Origin of the sequence: Streptomyces sp. NPDC016640, assembly GCF_043076215.1 — a bacterium.
Taxonomy (GTDB): domain Bacteria; phylum Actinomycetota; class Actinomycetes; order Streptomycetales; family Streptomycetaceae; genus Streptomyces.
Genome location: NZ_JBIBRG010000012.1, coordinates 63,451 through 81,826, shown reverse-complemented (window position 1 = coordinate 81,826; position 18,376 = coordinate 63,451). Strand labels below are relative to the sequence as shown.

Below are 18,376 nucleotides of genomic sequence, written 5' to 3'. Positions count from 1 at the left end.
CAAGCCAACCACCCCCGTGCCCGGCCGCCCAAATCGGGGTTCCGCAAGTGACCGAGGATGACACCCGCACGATCAAGGGAACACGTGTTCTATTCTGTGCGACAGCGACACCGAGGAGGCGTCATGCGCTGGGAGAACCTCACCCAGGACCCCGGACACGGCAGGGCCGATGCCGCGCTGTTCGGCGCCGAGTCGGTGACCACCCGCACCTTCGGCACGCCGGAGTTCCACGGCATCACCTTCCACGAGATCCGGGCCCGCTCGATCGTCGACCGGGTGCCGGGGGCCTCCCGCATGCCGTTCGAGTGGACGGTGAATCCCTACCGCGGCTGCACCCACGCGTGTGTCTACTGTTTCGCGAGGAAGACGCACAGCTACCTGGACCTCGACACGGGCCTCGGCTTCGACAGCCAGATCGTGGTCAAGGTGAACGCGCCCGAGCTGCTGCGCCGCCGGCTGGCCCTGGGCAGCTGGCGGGGCGAGCACCTCGCGGTGGGCACGAACGTCGACTGCTACCAGCACGCGGAGGGACGCTACCGGCTGATGCCGGGCATCCTGGCCGCCCTGCGCGACCACGCCAACCCCTTCTCGATCCTCACCAAGGGCACGCTGATCCTGCGCGACCTCGAGCTGCTGAAGCAGGCCGCCGAGGTGACCGACGTCGGCGTCTCGGTCTCGGTCGGCTTCACCGACGAGGGGCTGTGGCGCACGGTCGAACCGGGCGCGCCGGCACCCGAGCGGCGGCTGGACGTGGTCCGCGCGCTCTCCGGGCAGGGCATCGGCTGCGGAGTCCTGATGGCGCCGGTGATCCCGTTCCTGGGCGACCGGCCGGAGCAACTGCGCGCGACCGTGCGGGCGATCGCCGCCGCGGGCGCCACCTCCGTCACGCCCCTGGTGCTGCACCTGCGGCCCGGCGCCCGCGAGTGGTTCGCGTCCTGGCTCGCACGGCACCATCCGCACCTGGCCGACCGCTACGCGCGGCTGTACGCGGAGGGTGCCTACGCCCCGAAGTGGTACCAGCGCCGGATCACCCGTCAGGTGCACGAGCTGGCCCAGGAGTACGGCATCGGCCCCACCCGCGCGGGGGCGCCGCGCCGGATCCGTGCCTGCGAACCCGCCGGGCCCCCGGTGACCGGGCCGGCCCGGCCGACGCCCCCTCAGACCCCGTCCGGCGGCTCCCTTCCGCCCGGCGACGCCGTGCGCGCACGCGCTCCGCACCGGGCACGGCCGGCACCGGGGGCTGCGTCCGACACGCCGAGGGCGCACACCTGACGCCGCCGGGCCGCCCGGGCGACGAGGGGAGGGCCGGACAGGACCGGGGCGCGTTCGAGCGCATCCGGCAGTCCAATCGGGTCAAGAACCGGGAGAAGACGTTCGCGCGGGACCGCTTTGCCGGGACGATGCCGCGTGGGCCGTGAGCCCCGCGGTCCGCAGCACCTCCGTCCTGGGAGCACCCATGAGAAAACGCGCAGCCGTGCTGTGCGGTGCCGCCGTCGTCGTGGCCGCAAGCCTCACGGCCGCGCCCGCCGAGGCCGGCGCACCCCGCTCCGCGGAGCCCTCGCACGCCGTGCGGCCCGCGTGGAGGGAGTGCGGGACCGACGACTACCCGACGCTCCAGTGCGCGTCCGTCGAGGCGCCGCTCGACCACGCCGACCCCGCCGGGCGGAAGATCACGCTGGCGCTGTCCCGTGTCCCGCACACCGCGGCGAAGTACCAGGGTCCCCTGCTGGTGAACCCGGGTGGCCCGGGCGGCAGCGGTCTGACGCTCGCCGGGTTCGTCGCGTCGTCGCTGCCCGCGGAGGTGGCGGCCCAGTACGACGTCATCGGCTTCGACCCGCGCGGGGTGGGCGCGAGCGAGCCCGCGCTGGACTGCGCGCCGGACCACTTCGATCCGGTACGCCCCGACTCCGTGCCGGCCACGCCCGCGGTGGAACGGGCCAACCTCACGCGCGTGCGGTCCTTCGCCACGGCCTGCGCCGAGAAGTACGCCGATCTGCTGCCGCACATCGACACGACCAGCGCGGTGCGCGACATGGACGTGATCCGGCGGGCGCTCGGCGCCAAGAGGATCAGCTACTTCGGCTACTCCTACGGCACCTATCTGGGCGCCGTCTACGCCAAGCTCTTCCCGGAACGGGTGCGGCGTCTGGTCCTGGACTCGGTGGTCGACCCCACCGAGGTCTGGTACGACGCCAACCTGAACCAGGACCACGCCTTCAACGACCGCCACCGCGCCTTCATGGCCTGGGTCGCCGAACACGACGCGGCGTACGGGCTCGGCACCGACCCGGAGAGGATCGAGGCCGCCTGGTACGCGATGCGCGCGGCCCTCGGCAAGAACCCGGCCGGCGGCAAGGTGGGCGCCGCCGAACTGGAGGACACCTACGTCCCGGGCGGCTACTACAACGGCTACTGGCCCTACCTCGCGGAGGCGTTCTCGGCGTACGTGAACGACGGCGACGCCGAGCCGCTGGTCGAGGCGTACGAGAACTTCGGCGCCGTCGACGCCGCGGGCGGCAACGGCTACAGCGTCTACACCGCCGTGGAGTGCCGGGACGCCGCATGGCCGCGTGACTGGCGGCAGTGGCGCAAGGACAACTGGGAGGTGTACGAGCGGGCGCCGTTCATGACCTGGAACAACGCCTGGTACAACGCGCCCTGCGCGTTCTGGCCGACCGGTTCCCTGCGGCCGGAGCGCATCCGCAACAGCAAGCTGCCCCCGGCGCTGCTGTTCCAGGCGACGCGGGACGCGGCCACGCCGTACCAGGGCGCCGTCACCGTGCACCGTCTGCTGGACCGCTCCCGCCTGGTGGTGGAGTCGGGCGGCGGCAACCACGGCATCACACTGAGCGGGAACTCCTGCCTGGACCGGCATCTGACCGCCTATCTGGCGGACGGGACCGTGCCGCGCGGGGGGCAGGGCGAGGCCGACGCGGTGTGCGCGGCGCTGCCCGGCCCCAAGCCGCGGACGTCGAAGGCGGCGCCGTCCACGGCACGCGGCTCGACGCTGCACGGTCTGCTCGGCTTCCGCGGCTGAACGGCCGGCCGGCCGCCGGGGGCGGGGCCGGCGGACCCATGGTCCAAGATGGGTCCATGGACGTTCCGATCGTGTCTCCCGCGCCCGCAGACGCGGGCGCGTCCCCGGCGGTCGTGGCCGTATGACCGGGGTTCGGCTGCGCGCCATGACCGCGGACGACTGCGCACGCGTGGCCGGGATACGGGTGCGCGGCTGGCAGCACGCCTACCGGGGCCTCGTCCCGCAGCCGTATCTCGACGGCCTCGACGTCGGGGCGGACGCCGAGCGGCACCGCACCCGCCTGCTGCGGGGCGACGGCAGCGTGGTGAACCTGGTCGCCGAGACCGAGGGCGGGGATCTCGCCGGCTGGGCCGCGTTCGGCCCGTACCGGGACGGCGATGTGCGCACCGGGGACGCCGAGTTGTACGCCCTGTACCTGCGCCCCGAGCACATCGGCCGGGGCGTGGGACGGGCCCTGCTCACCGAGGTCACCCACCGCTGCGCCGCCGCCGGCCACCGGGACATGTACCTGTGGGTCCTCAAGGACAACGCCCGTGCCCGCCGTTTCTACGAGCGCGCGGGGTTCGGCGCGGACGGCGCCGAGGAGTCCTTCGAGGTGGGCGGCACCGAGGTGCCCGAGGTGCGGTACGCCAGGACGCTCGCCGCCCGACCGCGCTAGCCGTCCTGTCCGGGGACGCGGCGCCGGGAACCCCGTTGCCGGGGGATGCGGGCCAGCGCGCGTACGGCGGCCTCGGCGAGCGCGGGGTGGGCGAGCGCCTCGGTCAGCACAGGTTCGGCGCGCGGGTCGCCGAGTTCGCCCAGGCCCTCCACGCAGGCGAGGGCGACCCGCCGGTACGGATCGTGGGGGCGCAGACGGCGCCGCAAGGTGGTGATCAGGGCGGGCACCGCCTCGGGGGCGCGCAGCTCGGTCAGCAGGCGGACCGGGTGCAGGGCGTAGGCGACGCGGAGTTCGTTGGTGGCGAGGGCGGCGGCGGCGCGGGCGGTGCGCGGGTCGCCGAGGCGGGCGAGGGCGTGGGCGGCGGCGGCACAGCGCGGCGGGTCGCGGTGGTTGAGGAGCAGCACCAGTGCCTCGAAGGCCCGCCGGTCCCCCGCCAGTCCCAGCCGGAACGCGGCCAGTTCCCGGGCCCACAGCGGCTGTCCGGGTTCGGTGAGGACGGTGGCCAGGGCGTCGGGGCCGTCCGTGGCCAGGAGACGGTCGTACGCCGCCGATCCGCCCGACTCCGTCCGTAAGCGCTCCGTGAGCGATCGCAGCTCTTCGTCCATGTCCCCGAGGTTAGGGGTCCGGCGGGCCGCCCGGGACGCACATCACGAAGCCGGGGGCTGGCGCGCTCCTTACCCGCCGGTTAAGCTCAGACGAGCGAGTTACCCACTCGCGAACCTCCTCGCGGCGGTCTGGTGACGCGGCCGTCGTGAGTCGCAGTCGGTTCGGTGCCCCGTGTACCGCAGTACGGCTCGGCCCCGGGACAGGGCAGGCCGGATCCGCCGTCGCCGCGTCGACGGCACCGGGCGTGTGCGCTCGCAGCCCGGCAGCACCCGCATCCCGCACGCACCCGGTGCGCCTTCGGCGCACCCGGGCGTGCTCCCCGTCGTCACCCTCATTCCTGGAGTCCCGCGATGGCCACTCCCCTGTCCGACACCCCTCTGTCCCCGCTGAGGACCATCGCCGTGGTCGGCCTCGGCACGATGGGCACCGGCATCGCCGAGGTCCTCGCCGGGGCGGGCCGCGACGTCGTCGGCATCGACATCAGCGAGGTCCAGGCCGCCCGGTGCGTCGCGGCCCTGGAGTCCTCGACCGCCCGCGCCGTGCGGCGCGGCCGGCTCACCGAGCGGCGGCGCGCGGACCTGCTCGCCCGCGTCACCGTCTCGACCGACCTCACGGCCGCGGCCGACGCCGATCTGGTGATCGAGGTGGCGCCGGAGTCGTACGAGGTCAAGCAGCAGATCCTCCGTGAACTGGACGGCATCGTGCGGCCGGAGACCATCCTCGCGACCGGCACCAACGCCCTGTCGGTCACCCGCCTCGCCGCCGACTCGGCCCGCCCCGAGCGGGTGCTGGGCATGCACTTCTTCAACCCCGCCCCGGCGATGAAGCTGGTCGAGGTCGTCTCCTGCGTGCTGACCGCCCCCGCGGCCGTCACCGCGGTCACCGACCTCGCCCTGGACCTGGGCAAGGAGCCCGTCGCGGTCGGCGACCGGCCCGGATTCGTCGCCGACGGGCTGCTGTTCGGCTACCTCAACCAGGCCGCCGCGATGTACGAGGCGAGCTACGCCTCCCGGGAGGACGTCGACGCCGCGATGCGGCTGGGCTGCGGGCTGCCCATGGGCCCGCTGGCGCTGCTGGACCTGATCGGCGTCGACACCGCGCGCACGGTCCTGGAGGCCATGTACGCCGAGTCACGCGACCGGCTGCACGCCCCGGCCCCGATCCTCAAGCAGCTCAGTGAGGCGGGCCTGACGGGCCGCAAGTCCGGACGCGGCTTCTACACGTACGAGGCGCCGGGCAGCGGGACGGTCGTGCGGGACGCGCTGACCCCGCCGGAGGGCGGTTCCCCCGACACCGGGCGTCCGGTGCGTTCGGTGGGCGTCGCGGGCTCCGGGACGATGGCCTCCGGCATCGCCGAGGTGTTCGCCAAGGCCGGCTACGAGGTGGTCCTGGCCGCCCGCAGCGAGGAGAAGGCGGGGGCGGCCAGGGCCCGGATCGGGAAGTCCCTGGCGCGCTCCGTCGACAAGGGCCGGCTGACCGCCGAGGCCGCCGCCCGGGCGCTGGAGCGGGTGCGTCCGACGGGCACCTACGACGACTTCGCCGACGTCGATCTCGCGGTCGAGGCGGTCACGGAGGACCTGGAGGTCAAGCGGCAGCTGTTCGCGACGCTGGACAAGGTCTGCAAGCCGGGGGCGGTCCTCGCCACCACCACCTCCTCCCTCCCGGTCGTCGCCTGCGCCCGCGCCACCTCGCGGCCGCAGGACGTGATCGGCATGCACTTCTTCAACCCCGCCCCGGCCATGAAGCTGGTCGAGGTGGTGCGCACGGTGCTGACCGCCGACGACGTGCACGCGACGGTGCGCGAGGTCTGCGGCACGATCCGCAAGCACGCCGTGGACTGCGGCGACCGGGCCGGGTTCATCGTGAACGCGCTGCTGTTCCCGTACCTCAACAACGCGATCAAGATGGTGCAGGAGCACTACGCCTCCCTGGACGACATCGACGCCGCGATGAAGCTGGGCGGCGGCTACCCGATGGGTCCCTTCGAGCTGCTGGACGTCGTCGGGCTGGACGTCTCGCTCGCCATCGAGAAGGTGCTGCACCGCGAGTTCCGCGACCCGGGACTGGCCCCGGCGCCGCTCCTCGAGCACCTGGTGGCCGCGGGCTGCCTCGGCCGCAAGACCGGCCGTGGCTTCCGCGAATACGCCAGGCGCTGAGCCGCGTCCCGGCGACCGGTTCCCCGGCGGCGCCCGGTGGGGCGGGCTGCTCGGCCCCGGCCGGTTCCCGCCCCCCGCCCGCGACGCCCCTCCCCCGCCCGCCGAGGGCGGGGGAGCCCCCGCTCATGCGCGTCGAGCTGCGCACATGCAGTACGTTCAGGGCATGTCCCAGCCCGCCAAGTCCGTACGTACACCCGCCACGACCGAGTCGCCGGAGAGCGCCGCAGGCTCCCGCGCCGCCGCCCAGCGGCTGAAAATGCGCCGGGAACTGGCGGCCGCCGCGATGGAGCTGTTCGCGACCAAGGGGTACGAGGCGACCACGGTCGACGAGATCGCGGCCACCGCCGGGGTCGCCCGCCGCACCTTCTTCCGCCACTTCCGTTCCAAGGAGGAGGCGATCTTCCCCGACCACGACGACACCCTGGTCCGCGCGGAGGCGGTGCTCAACGCCGCCCCCGCGCACGAGCATCCGCTCGACACGGTGTGCCGTGGCATCAAGGAGGTCATGAAGATGTACGCGGCCCGGCCGGAGATCTCGGTCGCCCGCTACAAGCTGACCCGCGAGGTGCCCACCCTGCGGGAGGCGGAGATCGCTTCGGTGGCCCGCTACGAGCGCCTGTTCACCCGCTACCTGCTCGGGCACTTCGACGAGCACGCGCACGACGACGACGCCAACGACGACCCGCTGCTGGCGGAGGTTGCCGCGTCCGCCGTGGTCACCGCTCACAACCACGTGCTGCGGCGCTGGCTCAGGGCCGGGGGGCAGGGCGATGTCGAGACCCAGCTGGACCACGCCTTCGCCATCGTCCGCAAGACCTTCGGCACCGGGATCATGGCCGGCCGGCGCACCGCGCCCCCCAGGCCGTCCGCGGTCTCGGCAGCCGCGCACGGCGAGGTGCTGGTGACCGTCGCCCGGACCGACGCCCCGCTGGACGAGGTCATGCGCGCCATCGAGCAGGCACTCAAGGAGCGCTGAACCAGACCGCTCCGCGTGTCGACCGCTGTGCCGACGGCCACCCCACCGGGTGGCCGTTCTGCCATGTCAGGGCCCCTTTTCGCACCGCTTCCGGGGCCCGTTCGATCGATCATCGCTCATCTGATGAGTAAAGATTTCACCTGAGCTCAATTTCTGGCACGCAGTGCCTTGCCCAGTGACACGGCGTGCCATACGTTGAAGAGGTCCGGGCGATTGTCCCGGCGGGCCCACCGCCCGCGCGTCCGGACGCCTGCGTCACAGGCACCCTTCCGCGCACACCCAGCGCCGCCGAAGCACCACCGCCGGACCGACGGCACCCGCCCGACCCCCAGCAGCACACCCGACGTAACCCTCGGCGCCCCTCCCTCAGGGCGCTCATCGCCGGAGGCAACACCGTGACCGTGAAGGACATCCTGGACGCGATCCAGTCGCCCGACTCCACGTCGGAGGACTTCGCCGCCCTGCCGCTCCCCGAGTCGTACCGCGCGATCACCGTGCACAAGGACGAGACGGAGATGTTCGCGGGCCTTCGGACCCGCGACAAGGACCCGCGCAAGTCGATCCACCTCGACGACGTGCCGCTGCCCGAGCTCGGCCCGGGCGAGGCCCTGGTGGCCGTCATGGCCTCCTCGGTCAACTACAACTCCGTGTGGACCTCGATCTTCGAGCCGGTGTCGACCTTCGGGTTCCTGGAGCGCTACGGCCGGCTCAGCGAACTCACCAGGCGGCACGACCTGCCGTACCACATCATCGGCTCCGACCTCGCGGGCGTCGTGCTGCGCACCGGCCCCGGCGTCAACGCCTGGCGGCCCGGTGACGAGGTCGTCGCGCACTGCCTGTCCGTCGAACTGGAGTCGTCCGACGGCCACAACGACACCATGCTCGACCCCGAGCAGCGCATCTGGGGCTTCGAGACCAACTTCGGCGGCCTCGCCGAGATCGCGCTCGTGAAGTCCAACCAGCTGATGCCGAAGCCGGACCACCTGAGCTGGGAGGAGGCCGCCGCACCGGGCCTGGTCAACTCCACCGCCTACCGCCAGCTGGTCTCCCGCAACGGCGCCGGCATGAAGCAGGGCGACAACGTGCTCGTCTGGGGCGCGAGCGGCGGACTGGGCTCCTACGCCACCCAGTTCGCGCTGGCCGGCGGCGCCAACCCGATCTGCGTCGTCTCCAGCGAGCAGAAGGCGGACATCTGCCGGGCGATGGGCGCCGAGGCGGTCATCGACCGCAACGCCGAGGACTACAGGTTCTGGAAGGACGAGCACACCCAGGACCCCAAGGAGTGGAAGCGCTTCGGCAAGCGCATCCGCGAACTCACCGGCGGCGAGGACGTCGACATCGTCTTCGAACACCCCGGCCGCGAGACCTTCGGCGCCAGCGTCTACGTGACCCGCAAGGGCGGCACCATCGTCACCTGCGCCTCCACCTCCGGCTACCACCACGAGTACGACAACCGCTACCTGTGGATGTCGCTGAAGCGCATCATCGGCTCGCACTTCGCCAACTACCGCGAGGCCTGGGAGGCCAACCGGCTGATCGCCAAGGGCAGGATCCACCCGACGCTGTCGAAGGTGTACTCCCTGGAGGACACCGGCCAGGCCGCCCACGACGTGCACCGCAACCTCCACCAGGGCAAAGTCGGCGTGCTGTGCATGGCACCCGAGGAGGGTCTGGGCGTGCGCGACCACGAGAAGCGCGCGAAGCACATCGACGCCATCAACCGCTTCCGGAACATCTGAGGACACCGAGGTCATAGATGACTGAGCGTCAGAAGGACCGGCCGTGGCTGATGCGCACGTACGCCGGCCACTCCACGGCCGAGGCGTCCAACGAGCTGTACCGGCGCAACCTCGCCAAGGGCCAGACGGGTCTGTCGGTCGCGTTCGACCTGCCGACGCAGACCGGTTACGACCCCGACCACGTCCTCGCCCGCGGCGAGGTCGGCCGCGTCGGGGTGCCCGTCGCCCATCTCGGCGACATGCGCCGGCTGTTCCAGGACATCCCCCTGGAGCAGATGAACACCTCGATGACGATCAACGCGACCGCCATGTGGCTGCTGGCGCTCTACCAGGTCGTCGCTGAGGAGCAGGGCGCGGACGTCACCCGGCTCCAGGGGACGACCCAGAACGACATCGTGAAGGAGTACCTGTCCCGGGGGACCCATGTCTTCCCGCCCGGGCCGTCGCTCCGCCTCACGACGGACATGATCGCGTACACGGTCTCCCGCATCCCGAAGTGGAACCCGATCAACATCTGCAGTTACCACCTGCAGGAGGCGGGCGCCACACCGGTGCAGGAGATCGCGTACGCGATGTCCACCGCGATCGCCGTACTGGACGCCGTGCGGGACTCCGGTCAGGTGCCGCGGGAGCGCATGGGCGATGTGGTCGGCCGCGTCTCCTTCTTCGTGAACGCGGGCGTCCGCTTCGTCGAGGAGATGTGCAAGATGCGCGCGTTCGGCCGCATCTGGGACCGGATCACCCGCGAGCGGTACGGCATCGAGGACCCCAGGCACCGCCGCTTCCGCTACGGCGTCCAGGTCAACTCCCTCGGCCTGACCGAGGCGCAGCCGGAGAACAACGTCCAGCGGATCGTGCTGGAGATGCTGGCCGTGACCCTCTCCAAGGACGCCCGCGCGCGTGCCGTGCAGCTGCCGGCCTGGAACGAGGCCCTCGGGCTGCCCCGCCCCTGGGACCAGCAGTGGTCGCTGCGCATCCAGCAGGTGCTCGCCTACGAGAGCGACCTGCTGGAGTACGACGACCTCTTCGAGGGCTCGAAGGTGATCGAGGCGAAGGTGGAGCAGCTCGTCGCGGACTCGTTCGCCGAGATCGGGCGGATCGAGGAGATGGGCGGCGCGCTGGCCGCCGTCGAGTCCGGCTACCTCAAGGCGCGACTGGTCGCCTCGCACGCCGAACGCCGGGCCCGGATCGAGTCGGGCGAGGAGAAGGTCATCGGGGTCAACGCCTTCGAGGGCACCGAGCCGAACCCCCTCACCGCCGACCTGGACACCGCGGTCCACACGGTCGACCCCGCGGTCGAGGCCCGCGTCGTCGCGGCGCTGCGGCACTGGCGCGACACCCGCCACCAGCCGCCCTTCAACCACCCGCGCCCCGGCAAGGCGCTGGAGAAGCTGAAGGAGGCCGCGAAGGGCACCGACAACCTGATGGAGGCCACCCTGGAGTGCGCCCGCGCCGGGGTCACGACCGGCGAGTGGGCCGGGGCGCTGCGCGAGGTGTTCGGCGAGTTCCGCGCGCCCACGGGAGTCTCCTCGGCTCCGGTGGCCCTCGCCGCCGAGGAGGGCTCGGCCCTCTGCGGGGTCCGCCGCAAGGTGGAACTGACCGCCCGTGACCTCGGCGTCGGCAAGCTGCGCTTCCTGGTCGGCAAGCCGGGTCTGGACGGGCACTCCAACGGCGCGGAGCAGATCGCCGTGCGGGCCCGCGACGCCGGGTTCGAGGTGGTCTACCAGGGCATCCGGCTCACCCCGGAGCAGATCGTGGACGCCGCCCTCGCCGAGGACGTCCACGCGGTGGGCCTGTCCGTCCTCTCCGGCTCCCACGCGCGGCTCGTGCCGGACGTGCTCGAGCGGCTCCATGTGGCCGGTGCCACAGATATACCGGTGATCGTCGGTGGCATCATCCCCAGCGGTGACGCCGAACAGCTGCGGGCCGCGGGAGTGGCCGCGGTCTTCACCCCGAAGGACTTCGACATCACCGGGATCATCGGCCGCATCGTCGACGAGATCCGCACAGCGAACAAGCTCGACCCCTTGGAGGTCCCCGCATGACCGCCCACCCGTCGCCCGCCGCCCCCGCCACGGGCGGCTCCGCCGCGCACCCCTCCTTCGACCGCCTCCGCCCCCGGCGTTCCTGCCTGGCGGTGCCGGGCTCGAACCCGCGCTTCCTGGAGAAGGCCCAGGGCCTCCCCGCGGACCAGGTCTTCCTGGACCTGGAGGACGCGTGCGCGCCGCTCGCCAAGCCCGAGGCGCGGCACACCATCGTCAAGTTCCTCAACGAGGGCGACTGGACGGGCAAGACGCGGGTCGTGCGGGTGAACGACTGGACGACCGAATGGACGTACCGGGACGTCGTGACGGTGGTCGAGGGCGCCGGCCAGAACCTCGACTGCGTCATGCTCCCGAAGGTGCAGGACGCCCGCCAGATCGTGGCGCTGGACCTCCTCCTCACCCAGATCGAGAAGACGATGGGCTTCGAGGTCGGCCGGATCGGCATCGAGGCGCAGATCGAGAACGCCCAGGGCCTGAACAACGTCAACGAGATCGCGCAGGCCTCCCCGCGGGTGGAGACCATCATCTTCGGCCCGGCCGACTTCATGGCGTCCATCAACATGAAGTCGCTGGTCGTGGGCGAGCAGCCGCCCGGCTACCCGGCGGACGCCTACCACTACATCCTGATGAAGATCCTGATGGCCGCCCGCGCCAACAACCTCCAGGCGATCGACGGCCCCTACCTCCAGATCCGCAACGTGGAGGGCTACCGCGAGGTCGCCCGGCGCGCCGCCGCCCTGGGCTTCGACGGCAAGTGGGTACTGCACCCCGGTCAGGTCGAGGCGTCCAACGAGATCTTCTCCCCCTCCCAGGAGGACTACGACCACGCCGAACTGATCCTGGACGCGTACGAGTACCACACGTCCGAGGCGGGCGGCAGGAGGGGCTCCGCGATGCTCGGCGACGAGATGATCGACGAGGCCAGCCGCAAGATGGCGTTGGTCATCGCGGGCAAGGGACGCGCCGCCGGCATGCGGCGCACCGGCACGTTCGAGATCCCGGAGGCGTGACGGCCATGCAGTTCGGACGGACCTACGAGGAGTTCGAGGTCGGGGCGACGTACAAGCACTGGCCCGGCAAGACGGTCACCGAGTACGACGACCACCTGTTCTGCCTCCTCACCATGAACCACCACCCCCTGCACATGGACAGCAACTACGCCGAGAGGAGCACGGACTTCGGCAGGAACGTGGTGGTCGGGAACTACGTCTACTCCCTCCTGCTCGGCATGTCCGTACCGGACGTCTCCGGCAAGGCGATCGCCAACCTGGAGATCGAGTCGCTGAGGCACGTGGCGCCGACCTTCCACGGGGACACCCTCTACGGCGAGACGACCGTGCTCGACAAGTGGCCGTCGAAGTCCAGGAACGACCGCGGCATCGTCCACGTCGAGACGAAGGGCCACAAGCAGGACGGCACGCTCGTGTGCGTGTTCCGCCGCAAGGTGATGGTGCCGACCCGGACGTACATCGAGGAGCGCGGCGGCGAGCAGCCGGGCCGCCCCGAGCCCAGGGAGCAGGAGAAGTAGCCATGGCCCGTCTCGCCCGGACCGCCGGTCTCACGGACGTCCAGCAGGAGATCCTGTCCACCGTCCGGGACTTCGTGGACAAGGAGATCATCCCGGTCGCGACCGAACTGGAGCACCGCGACGAATACCCGCAAGCGATCGTCGACGGCCTGAGGGAACTGGGCCTGTTCGGTCTGATGATTCCCGAGGAGTACGGGGGGCTGGGCGAGTCGCTCCTCACCTACGCGCTGTGCGTAGAGGAGATCGCCCGCGGCTGGATGTCGGTGTCCGGCATCATCAACACCCACTTCATCGTGGCGTACATGCTCAGGCAGCACGGTACGCGGGAGCAGAAGGACCACTTCCTGCCGAGGATGGCGGCCGGCGACATCCGGGGCGCCTTCTCCATGTCGGAGCCGGGGCTGGGCTCCGATGTGTCGGCCATCACGTCGAAGGCCGTGAAGGACGGCGACGCGTACGTCCTGAACGGCCAGAAGATGTGGCTCACGAACGGCGGTACGTCGTCGCTGGTCGCCGTTCTGGTACGGAGTGAGGAGGGTCACTCCGCCTCGGAGACGGCTGCCGCGCCCCACAGGTCGATGACCACCTTCCTGCTGGAGAAGGAGCCCGGTTTCGGCGAGGTCCGCCCAGGGCTCACCATTCCGGGCAAGATCGACAAGATGGGCTACAAGGGTGTCGACACCACCGAGCTCATCATGGATGACCTGCGCGTTCCCGCCGACCGGGTGCTCGGCGGGGTCACCGGCCGGGGTTTCTACCAGATGATGGACGGCGTCGAGGTCGGCCGCGTCAACGTGGCGGCACGCGGTTGCGGCGTCGCCCTGCGCGCCTTCGAACTGGGTGTCCGGTACGCCCAGCAGCGTCACACCTTCGGCAAGCCCATCGCCCAGCACCAGGCCATTCAGTTCAAGCTGGCGGAGATGGCTACCAAGGTTGAGGCCGCGCATGCGATGATGGTCAACGCAGCACGCAAAAAGGACTCGGGCGAACGAAACGACCTTGAGGCAGGGATGGCGAAGTACCTCGCCTCCGAGTACTGCAAAGAGGTCGTGGAAGACGCCTTCCGGATCCACGGCGGCTACGGCTTCTCCAAGGAGTACGAGATCGAACGCCTCTACCGGGAGGCGCCGATGCTGCTGATCGGTGAAGGCACCGCCGAGATCCAGAAAATGATCATCGGCCGGCGACTGCTCGAAGAGTATCGATTCCAGGGCTGAATGCCCGGATACGGAGTGTTTTCTTGGAGAAGAGGATCACACCCCGTACACACTCTTCGGCCGCCGACTCGACTGCCCGGCTTACCCAGTTGTCACCCGAAGCCGCTACGATCGCCGGAAAGCCGCCGTCCCCCGCAAGTGCGCGGCATCATCCGCTACGAAGGTCATCCATGCCCCACAGCCAAACCTCTGCACACCGCGACAGCCTCGCCGGCGTACGCCTCGCGCGCGGAGCATCGCCGTGGCTTTTGCCGACCGTCGCCACCGCAGCCGTCAGCCTGCTCCGCGCCCGCCGCTCGGGTGCCGCCAAGGCCGTCGCCGTTCCCGCCACCGCCCTGGCGGCGGGAATGCTGTGGTTCTTCCGCGACCCCGAGCGCGAGATCGCCCAGGGCCGGGTCATCTCGCCCGCCGACGGTGTGGTGCAGAGCATCATGCCGTGGAAGGACGGGCGCACCCGCGTCGCGATCTTCATGAGCCCGCTCAACGTGCACGTGAACCGGGCCCCGCTGGCCGGCACGGTGACGTCGGTCGAGCACGTGCCCGGTGGCTTCGTTCCCGCCTTCAACAAGGAGAGCGAGAACAACGAGCGCGTGGTGTGGCACTTCGACACCGAGCTCGGTGACATCGAGATGATCCAGATCGCCGGCGCGGTGGCCCGCCGCATCGTCCCCTACGTGCCCCGGGGCACCAAGGTCGAGCAGGGGGAGCGCATCGGTCTGATCCGGTTCGGCTCGCGCGTCGACATCTACCTGCCCGAGGGCGTGGAGGTCGCGGTCGAGGTCGGCCAGAGGACCGTGGCTGGGGTGACTCGCATTGACCATGGCTGATCCGGAGACACAGACCGGCTGGGTTCCGGAGGCCGAGGAGGCGGACGACGACGAGGAGATGCCCCTCTCGCTCCGCCTGTCGATAGCGGACACCCTCACCCTGGGCAACGCCACCTGTGGCTTCATGGCGGTGTACTTCACCACCACCGGCATCCTGATCCCGCATCTGCAGGGCAGCCAGGAGACCGGCATGGCCCGCCACAGCGCGGCCACGGCCGTCATCCTGATGCTGTGCGCGGCGGTCTTCGACCTGTTCGACGGCCTGGTGGCGCGCAAGCTGCGCTCCTCCCCCATGGGCGCGGAGCTGGACAACCTCTCGGACCTGATCAGCTTCGGTCTGGCGCCGGCGTACTTCGTGCTGGTGTACGGCATGGTCGCGGACGACGCGCACCAGAGAGTGGCCGCGGTCGGGGCGATCGTGGTGCTGCTGGCCGTGGTGCTGAGGCTGGCGAGATTCTCCTGCGTCACGGTGAAGGACGGCACCTTCCAGGGCATGCCGTCGCCGTTCGGCGCGCTGACCGTCGTCTCGATCGTGCTCCTCGAGCTGCCGTTCGTGGCGACGCTGCTGGCGATCATCGGCACGGCGTGGCTGATGGTGAGCCGGGTGGAGTACCCGAAGCCGCGGGGGCGTCTCGCGGTGGCGATGCTGTCGTGGATCGTGCTGTCGATGGGACTTCTGGCGGCATGGGCGTTCGACGCGCCGAGCGGTCAGCTGCTGCTGCAGACGGGCTGTGCGCTGCAGCTGGTGATGGGGGCGGTGATCCCGCTGTTCGCCACGGCGCGGCGGGTGAACAACTTCCGCGACAACCGGCGGGAGGCGCGGACGGCGCAGCTGCCGTAGCGCGCACCGACGAAGGAGCCCCGGACCCGGGATGGGTCCGGGGCTCCTTCGTCGGTGCGCCCGGCGCGGGCACGGGCCGGAGGGCGGGAAACGGGAAACGCCCCGCGTCAGCTGAGGAAGTCCCGGGCGAGGCGTTCCGCCGTACGCTCCAGGAGCGGCCCCGCCTCCGCGACGCACGTCGCCACGTCCGGCTCCAGATCCGTCAGCGCGTACGCCCGCCGGATCCCCGCCCGCCCCAGCACCTCCGGCGCCAGCGCCAGCCTCCCGCACACCGCGACGACCTCCTTGCCGGCCGCGCGGGCCGCCGCCGCGACGCCCGCCGGCGCCTTGCCGTGCAGCGTCTGCCCGTCCAGCGATCCCTCGCCGGTGATCACCAGATCGGCCCGCTCCAGCGCCGGCCCGAAGCCCAGCACGTCCAGCATGACCTCGATCCCCGGCCGGAACCCGGCCCCGAGCAGCAGCGCCCCGTACCCGATGCCGCCCGCCGCGCCCGCACCGGGCGCGGCGGCGTACTCGGCGGCCCTGGACCCGGCCACCCCCTCCAGCACCTTCGCGAAGTGCGCGAGCGCCGCGTCCAGCCGCTGCACGTCCTCCGGCGACGCGCCCTTCTGCGGGCCGTACACCGCCGGCGCGCCCCTCGGGCCGGTCAGCGGGTTGTCGACATCACTGGCGAGCACGAACTCGACCGAGCCGAGCCGCGGATCGAGACCGGACAGGTCGGCCGAGGCCAGCTCCGCCAGCCCCGCACCACCCGGCGCCACCGGCTCGCCGTCGGCCTTGAGGAACCGGGCGCCCAGTGCCGACAGCATGCCCGCGCCGCCGTCCGTGGTGGCGCTGCCGCCCACCCCGAACACGAGGGTGCGCGCCCCCGCGTCCAGCGCGGCCCGCAGCAGCTCACCCGAGCCGTACGTCGACGCCGTGAGCGGCGCGAAGACCCCCTCGGGCAGCCGCTGCAACCCGCTGGCCTCCGCCATCTCCACCACGGCGGTGTCACCGCGCAGCGCGTACGCCGCGCTCACCTCGTCGCCGAGGGGGCCGGCGACCCGTACCTCGCGCCGTGCGAAGCCGGCCGCGACCGCCGCGGCCACGGTGCCGTCGCCGCCGTCGGCCACCGGCAGCGCCTCGACCACCAGGTCCGGTACGACCCGGCGCAGCCCGGCCATGACCCGCTCGGCCACCTCGACGGCCGTCAGCGATCCCTTGAACTTGTCCGCGGCGACGAGCACCCGCTGTGCCGACTGCGCCGTAGGAGTGCCGCTCGTTGCAGCGTCCGCCACTTGCATTCCCCTCGCTCTGCGGGCCCCACGCGCACGCGTCGGGGCCGGTCGCGCCGCTGTGACCCTAACCCCGCGGGGCACCGTCGCCGCCATGCCGCGCCCGGCCCGTGGAACGGCGCGCCGGGGGCGCGGTACCCCGCGGAAGCGGGTACACCGGTTCCATGACCGCTGTGGGCACGGAACCGGGGCTCGCCGACCGCATCCTGGGAGGCTGGCTGGGCCGGATCGCGGGCAACATGCTCGGCAAGCCGGTGGAGCAGGGCGAGGTGTGGACGCGGGAGCGCATCGACCGCTATCTGCGGCGGACCGACGCCCTCCCGCTCACCGACTACCTGCCCGAGCCGCCGAGCGAGCGCGACAGCCTCGACATGCGCCCGGAGTGGCGCTTCTGCGTCCGCGGCCGCGTCGACGGCAGCTGCCGCGACGACGACATCGACTACGCCATCCTCGGCCTGGACCTGCTGGAGACGTACGGCTTCGCCTTCAGCACCGAGCAGGTAGGCGACCTGTGGCTGCTGCGGCTGCCGTACCTGCAGACCTTCACGGCGGAGCGGGCGGCCTACCGGAACCTCGCGAACGGCCTGCGCCCACCGCTCACCGCCACCTACGACAACCCGTACCAGGAGTGGATCGGCGCCCTCATCCGCGCCGACATCCACGGCTGGACCTCCCCGGGCGCCCCGCGCCGGGCCGCCTCGCTGGCCCGCAGGGACGCGGTGCTGTCCCACACCGGCAACGGCGTCTACGGCGCGATGTGGGCGGCGGCGCTGATCTCGGCGGCGTTCACCGCGTCCACGGTGCGGCAGGCGGTGGACGAGGCGCTGGCGGTGATTCCGGCGGGCAGCCGTCTGGCCCGCACCGTGCGCCGGGTGACCTCCCTGCACGACACCGGGCTGGCCTGGGAGGACACGCTCACGACGCTCGCGGAGGAGACGGCGGGCCTCGGCTGGATCCACACGGTCCCGAACGCGGCCGTGCTCACCGCCGGCCTGCTGTACGGCGACGGCGACTTCACCCGCACCATCGCCCTGACCGTGCGCGGCGGGCTCGACACGGACTCCAACGGCGCGACGGCGGGCTCGGTGGCGGGTGTCCTGTGCGGCGCCCCGGCCGTCCCTGACCAGTGGACGGCCCCCCTCCGGGACCGGGTGCGCAGCGCGGTCTTCGGCTTCGACGGGGTACGGATCAGCGAGCTGGCGGAACGCACCCTGCGGCTCGCGCGGACCGAGGGGTGAGGCCCCCGGGACGGGCCGGGATTCGCGGCCCGGGGCCCGGGACCGACGTCGTGGGCCGGATGGTGCACGGCGGCCGTGGCCGCGGTCCGGGACGACGACGGCCGCGCGTGTCCCGGCCCCCTCGGGACGGGGCACGCTGGACGGGCACCGGCTGCGCGCCGGCCCCCCGCGGGTCACGGGGGCCCGGGCACGCTCTTCCTGTCCGGCGACGGCGCGGGCGTCGGGCCGGCGAGA

General features: G+C 71.9%; 15 protein-coding genes. 13 read left to right on the top strand and 2 right to left on the bottom strand.

Annotation, left to right across the window (positions count from 1 at the left end; all coding sequences use genetic code 11):
* Window positions 1-123 precede the first annotated feature (123 nt).
* The 3 genes from ACF07S_RS23835 (at window position 124) to ACF07S_RS23825 (ending at window position 3,695) form a co-directional block, all read left to right on the top strand.
* Window positions 124-1,272 (top strand): Rv2578c family radical SAM protein, encoded by a 1,149-nt coding sequence (locus ACF07S_RS23835; protein WP_391975039.1) that lies wholly within the window; start codon window positions 124-126, stop codon window positions 1,270-1,272.
* A gap of 184 nt (window positions 1,273-1,456) precedes the next feature.
* Entirely contained in the window at window positions 1,457-3,037 is a 1,581-nt protein-coding gene (locus ACF07S_RS23830; RefSeq protein WP_391975038.1) for an alpha/beta hydrolase, read from the top strand.
* Between the two features lie 121 nt (window positions 3,038-3,158).
* Window positions 3,159-3,695, top strand: a complete 537-nt coding sequence (locus ACF07S_RS23825) for a GNAT family N-acetyltransferase (RefSeq protein ID WP_391965640.1) — start codon at window positions 3,159-3,161, stop codon at window positions 3,693-3,695.
* Here the strand turns inward: ACF07S_RS23825 and ACF07S_RS23820 are convergent.
* Window positions 3,692-4,300 carry an adenylosuccinate lyase gene (locus ACF07S_RS23820; protein WP_391965639.1) on the bottom strand — a complete coding sequence of 203 codons (609 nt, stop codon included), beginning with the start codon at window positions 4,298-4,300 and terminating at the stop codon, window positions 3,692-3,694. The genes ACF07S_RS23825 and ACF07S_RS23820 overlap by 4 nt on opposite strands.
* A gap of 351 nt (window positions 4,301-4,651) precedes the next feature.
* Between ACF07S_RS23820 and ACF07S_RS23815 the strand changes: the two genes are divergently transcribed.
* From ACF07S_RS23815 to pssA, 9 genes are all read left to right on the top strand, one after another.
* A complete protein-coding gene (locus tag ACF07S_RS23815; RefSeq protein ID WP_391975037.1) occupies window positions 4,652-6,457 on the top strand; it encodes a 3-hydroxyacyl-CoA dehydrogenase family protein in 1,806 nt (601 codons plus the stop codon).
* A gap of 163 nt (window positions 6,458-6,620) precedes the next feature.
* Window positions 6,621-7,433 (top strand): TetR family transcriptional regulator, encoded by an 813-nt coding sequence (locus ACF07S_RS23810; RefSeq protein WP_391965637.1) that lies wholly within the window; start codon window positions 6,621-6,623, stop codon window positions 7,431-7,433.
* 401 nt (window positions 7,434-7,834) lie between these two features.
* Window positions 7,835-9,172 carry a crotonyl-CoA carboxylase/reductase gene (gene ccrA, locus ACF07S_RS23805; protein ID WP_391965794.1) on the top strand — a complete coding sequence of 446 codons (1,338 nt, stop codon included), beginning with the start codon at window positions 7,835-7,837 and terminating at the stop codon, window positions 9,170-9,172.
* Window positions 9,173-9,189: 17 nt separating this feature from the next.
* Window positions 9,190-11,217 (top strand): protein meaA, encoded by a 2,028-nt coding sequence (locus tag ACF07S_RS23800; protein ID WP_391965636.1) that lies wholly within the window; start codon window positions 9,190-9,192, stop codon window positions 11,215-11,217.
* On the top strand, window positions 11,214-12,227 hold the full coding sequence (locus tag ACF07S_RS23795) for an HpcH/HpaI aldolase/citrate lyase family protein (RefSeq protein WP_391975036.1): 1,014 nt from the start codon (window positions 11,214-11,216) through the stop codon (window positions 12,225-12,227). Before ACF07S_RS23800 ends, ACF07S_RS23795 begins: the two co-directional genes overlap by 4 nt.
* Window positions 12,228-12,232: 5 nt before the next feature.
* The gene (locus ACF07S_RS23790) at window positions 12,233-12,745 is read left to right on the top strand and encodes a MaoC family dehydratase (protein ID WP_391965634.1); all 513 of its coding nucleotides are present in this window, start codon (window positions 12,233-12,235) and stop codon (window positions 12,743-12,745) included.
* Between the two features lie 2 nt (window positions 12,746-12,747).
* Complete coding sequence (locus ACF07S_RS23785) at window positions 12,748-13,962, top strand: acyl-CoA dehydrogenase family protein (protein WP_391965633.1); 1,215 nt, start codon at window positions 12,748-12,750, stop codon at window positions 13,960-13,962.
* Window positions 13,963-14,132: 170 nt separating this feature from the next.
* Window positions 14,133-14,789 carry a phosphatidylserine decarboxylase gene (locus tag ACF07S_RS23780; protein WP_391965632.1) on the top strand — a complete coding sequence of 219 codons (657 nt, stop codon included), beginning with the start codon at window positions 14,133-14,135 and terminating at the stop codon, window positions 14,787-14,789.
* Window positions 14,782-15,630: a CDP-diacylglycerol--serine O-phosphatidyltransferase gene (gene pssA / locus ACF07S_RS23775; protein WP_391965631.1), complete on the top strand. Its 849-nt coding sequence runs from the start codon at window positions 14,782-14,784 to the stop codon at window positions 15,628-15,630. The genes ACF07S_RS23780 and pssA overlap by 8 nt, the downstream gene beginning before the upstream one ends.
* A gap of 107 nt (window positions 15,631-15,737) precedes the next feature.
* Here the strand turns inward: pssA and ACF07S_RS23770 are convergent, their stop codons facing one another.
* Complete coding sequence (locus ACF07S_RS23770; RefSeq protein WP_391965630.1) at window positions 15,738-16,913, bottom strand: glycerate kinase; 1,176 nt, start codon at window positions 16,911-16,913, stop codon at window positions 15,738-15,740.
* A gap of 155 nt (window positions 16,914-17,068) precedes the next feature.
* On the opposite strand from ACF07S_RS23770, the gene ACF07S_RS23765 reads away from it, so the two are divergent.
* Window positions 17,069-18,142, top strand: coding sequence for an ADP-ribosylglycohydrolase family protein (locus ACF07S_RS23765; RefSeq protein ID WP_391965629.1), 1,074 nt, complete (start codon window positions 17,069-17,071; stop codon window positions 18,140-18,142).
* Window positions 18,143-18,376: the final 234 nt, after the last annotated feature.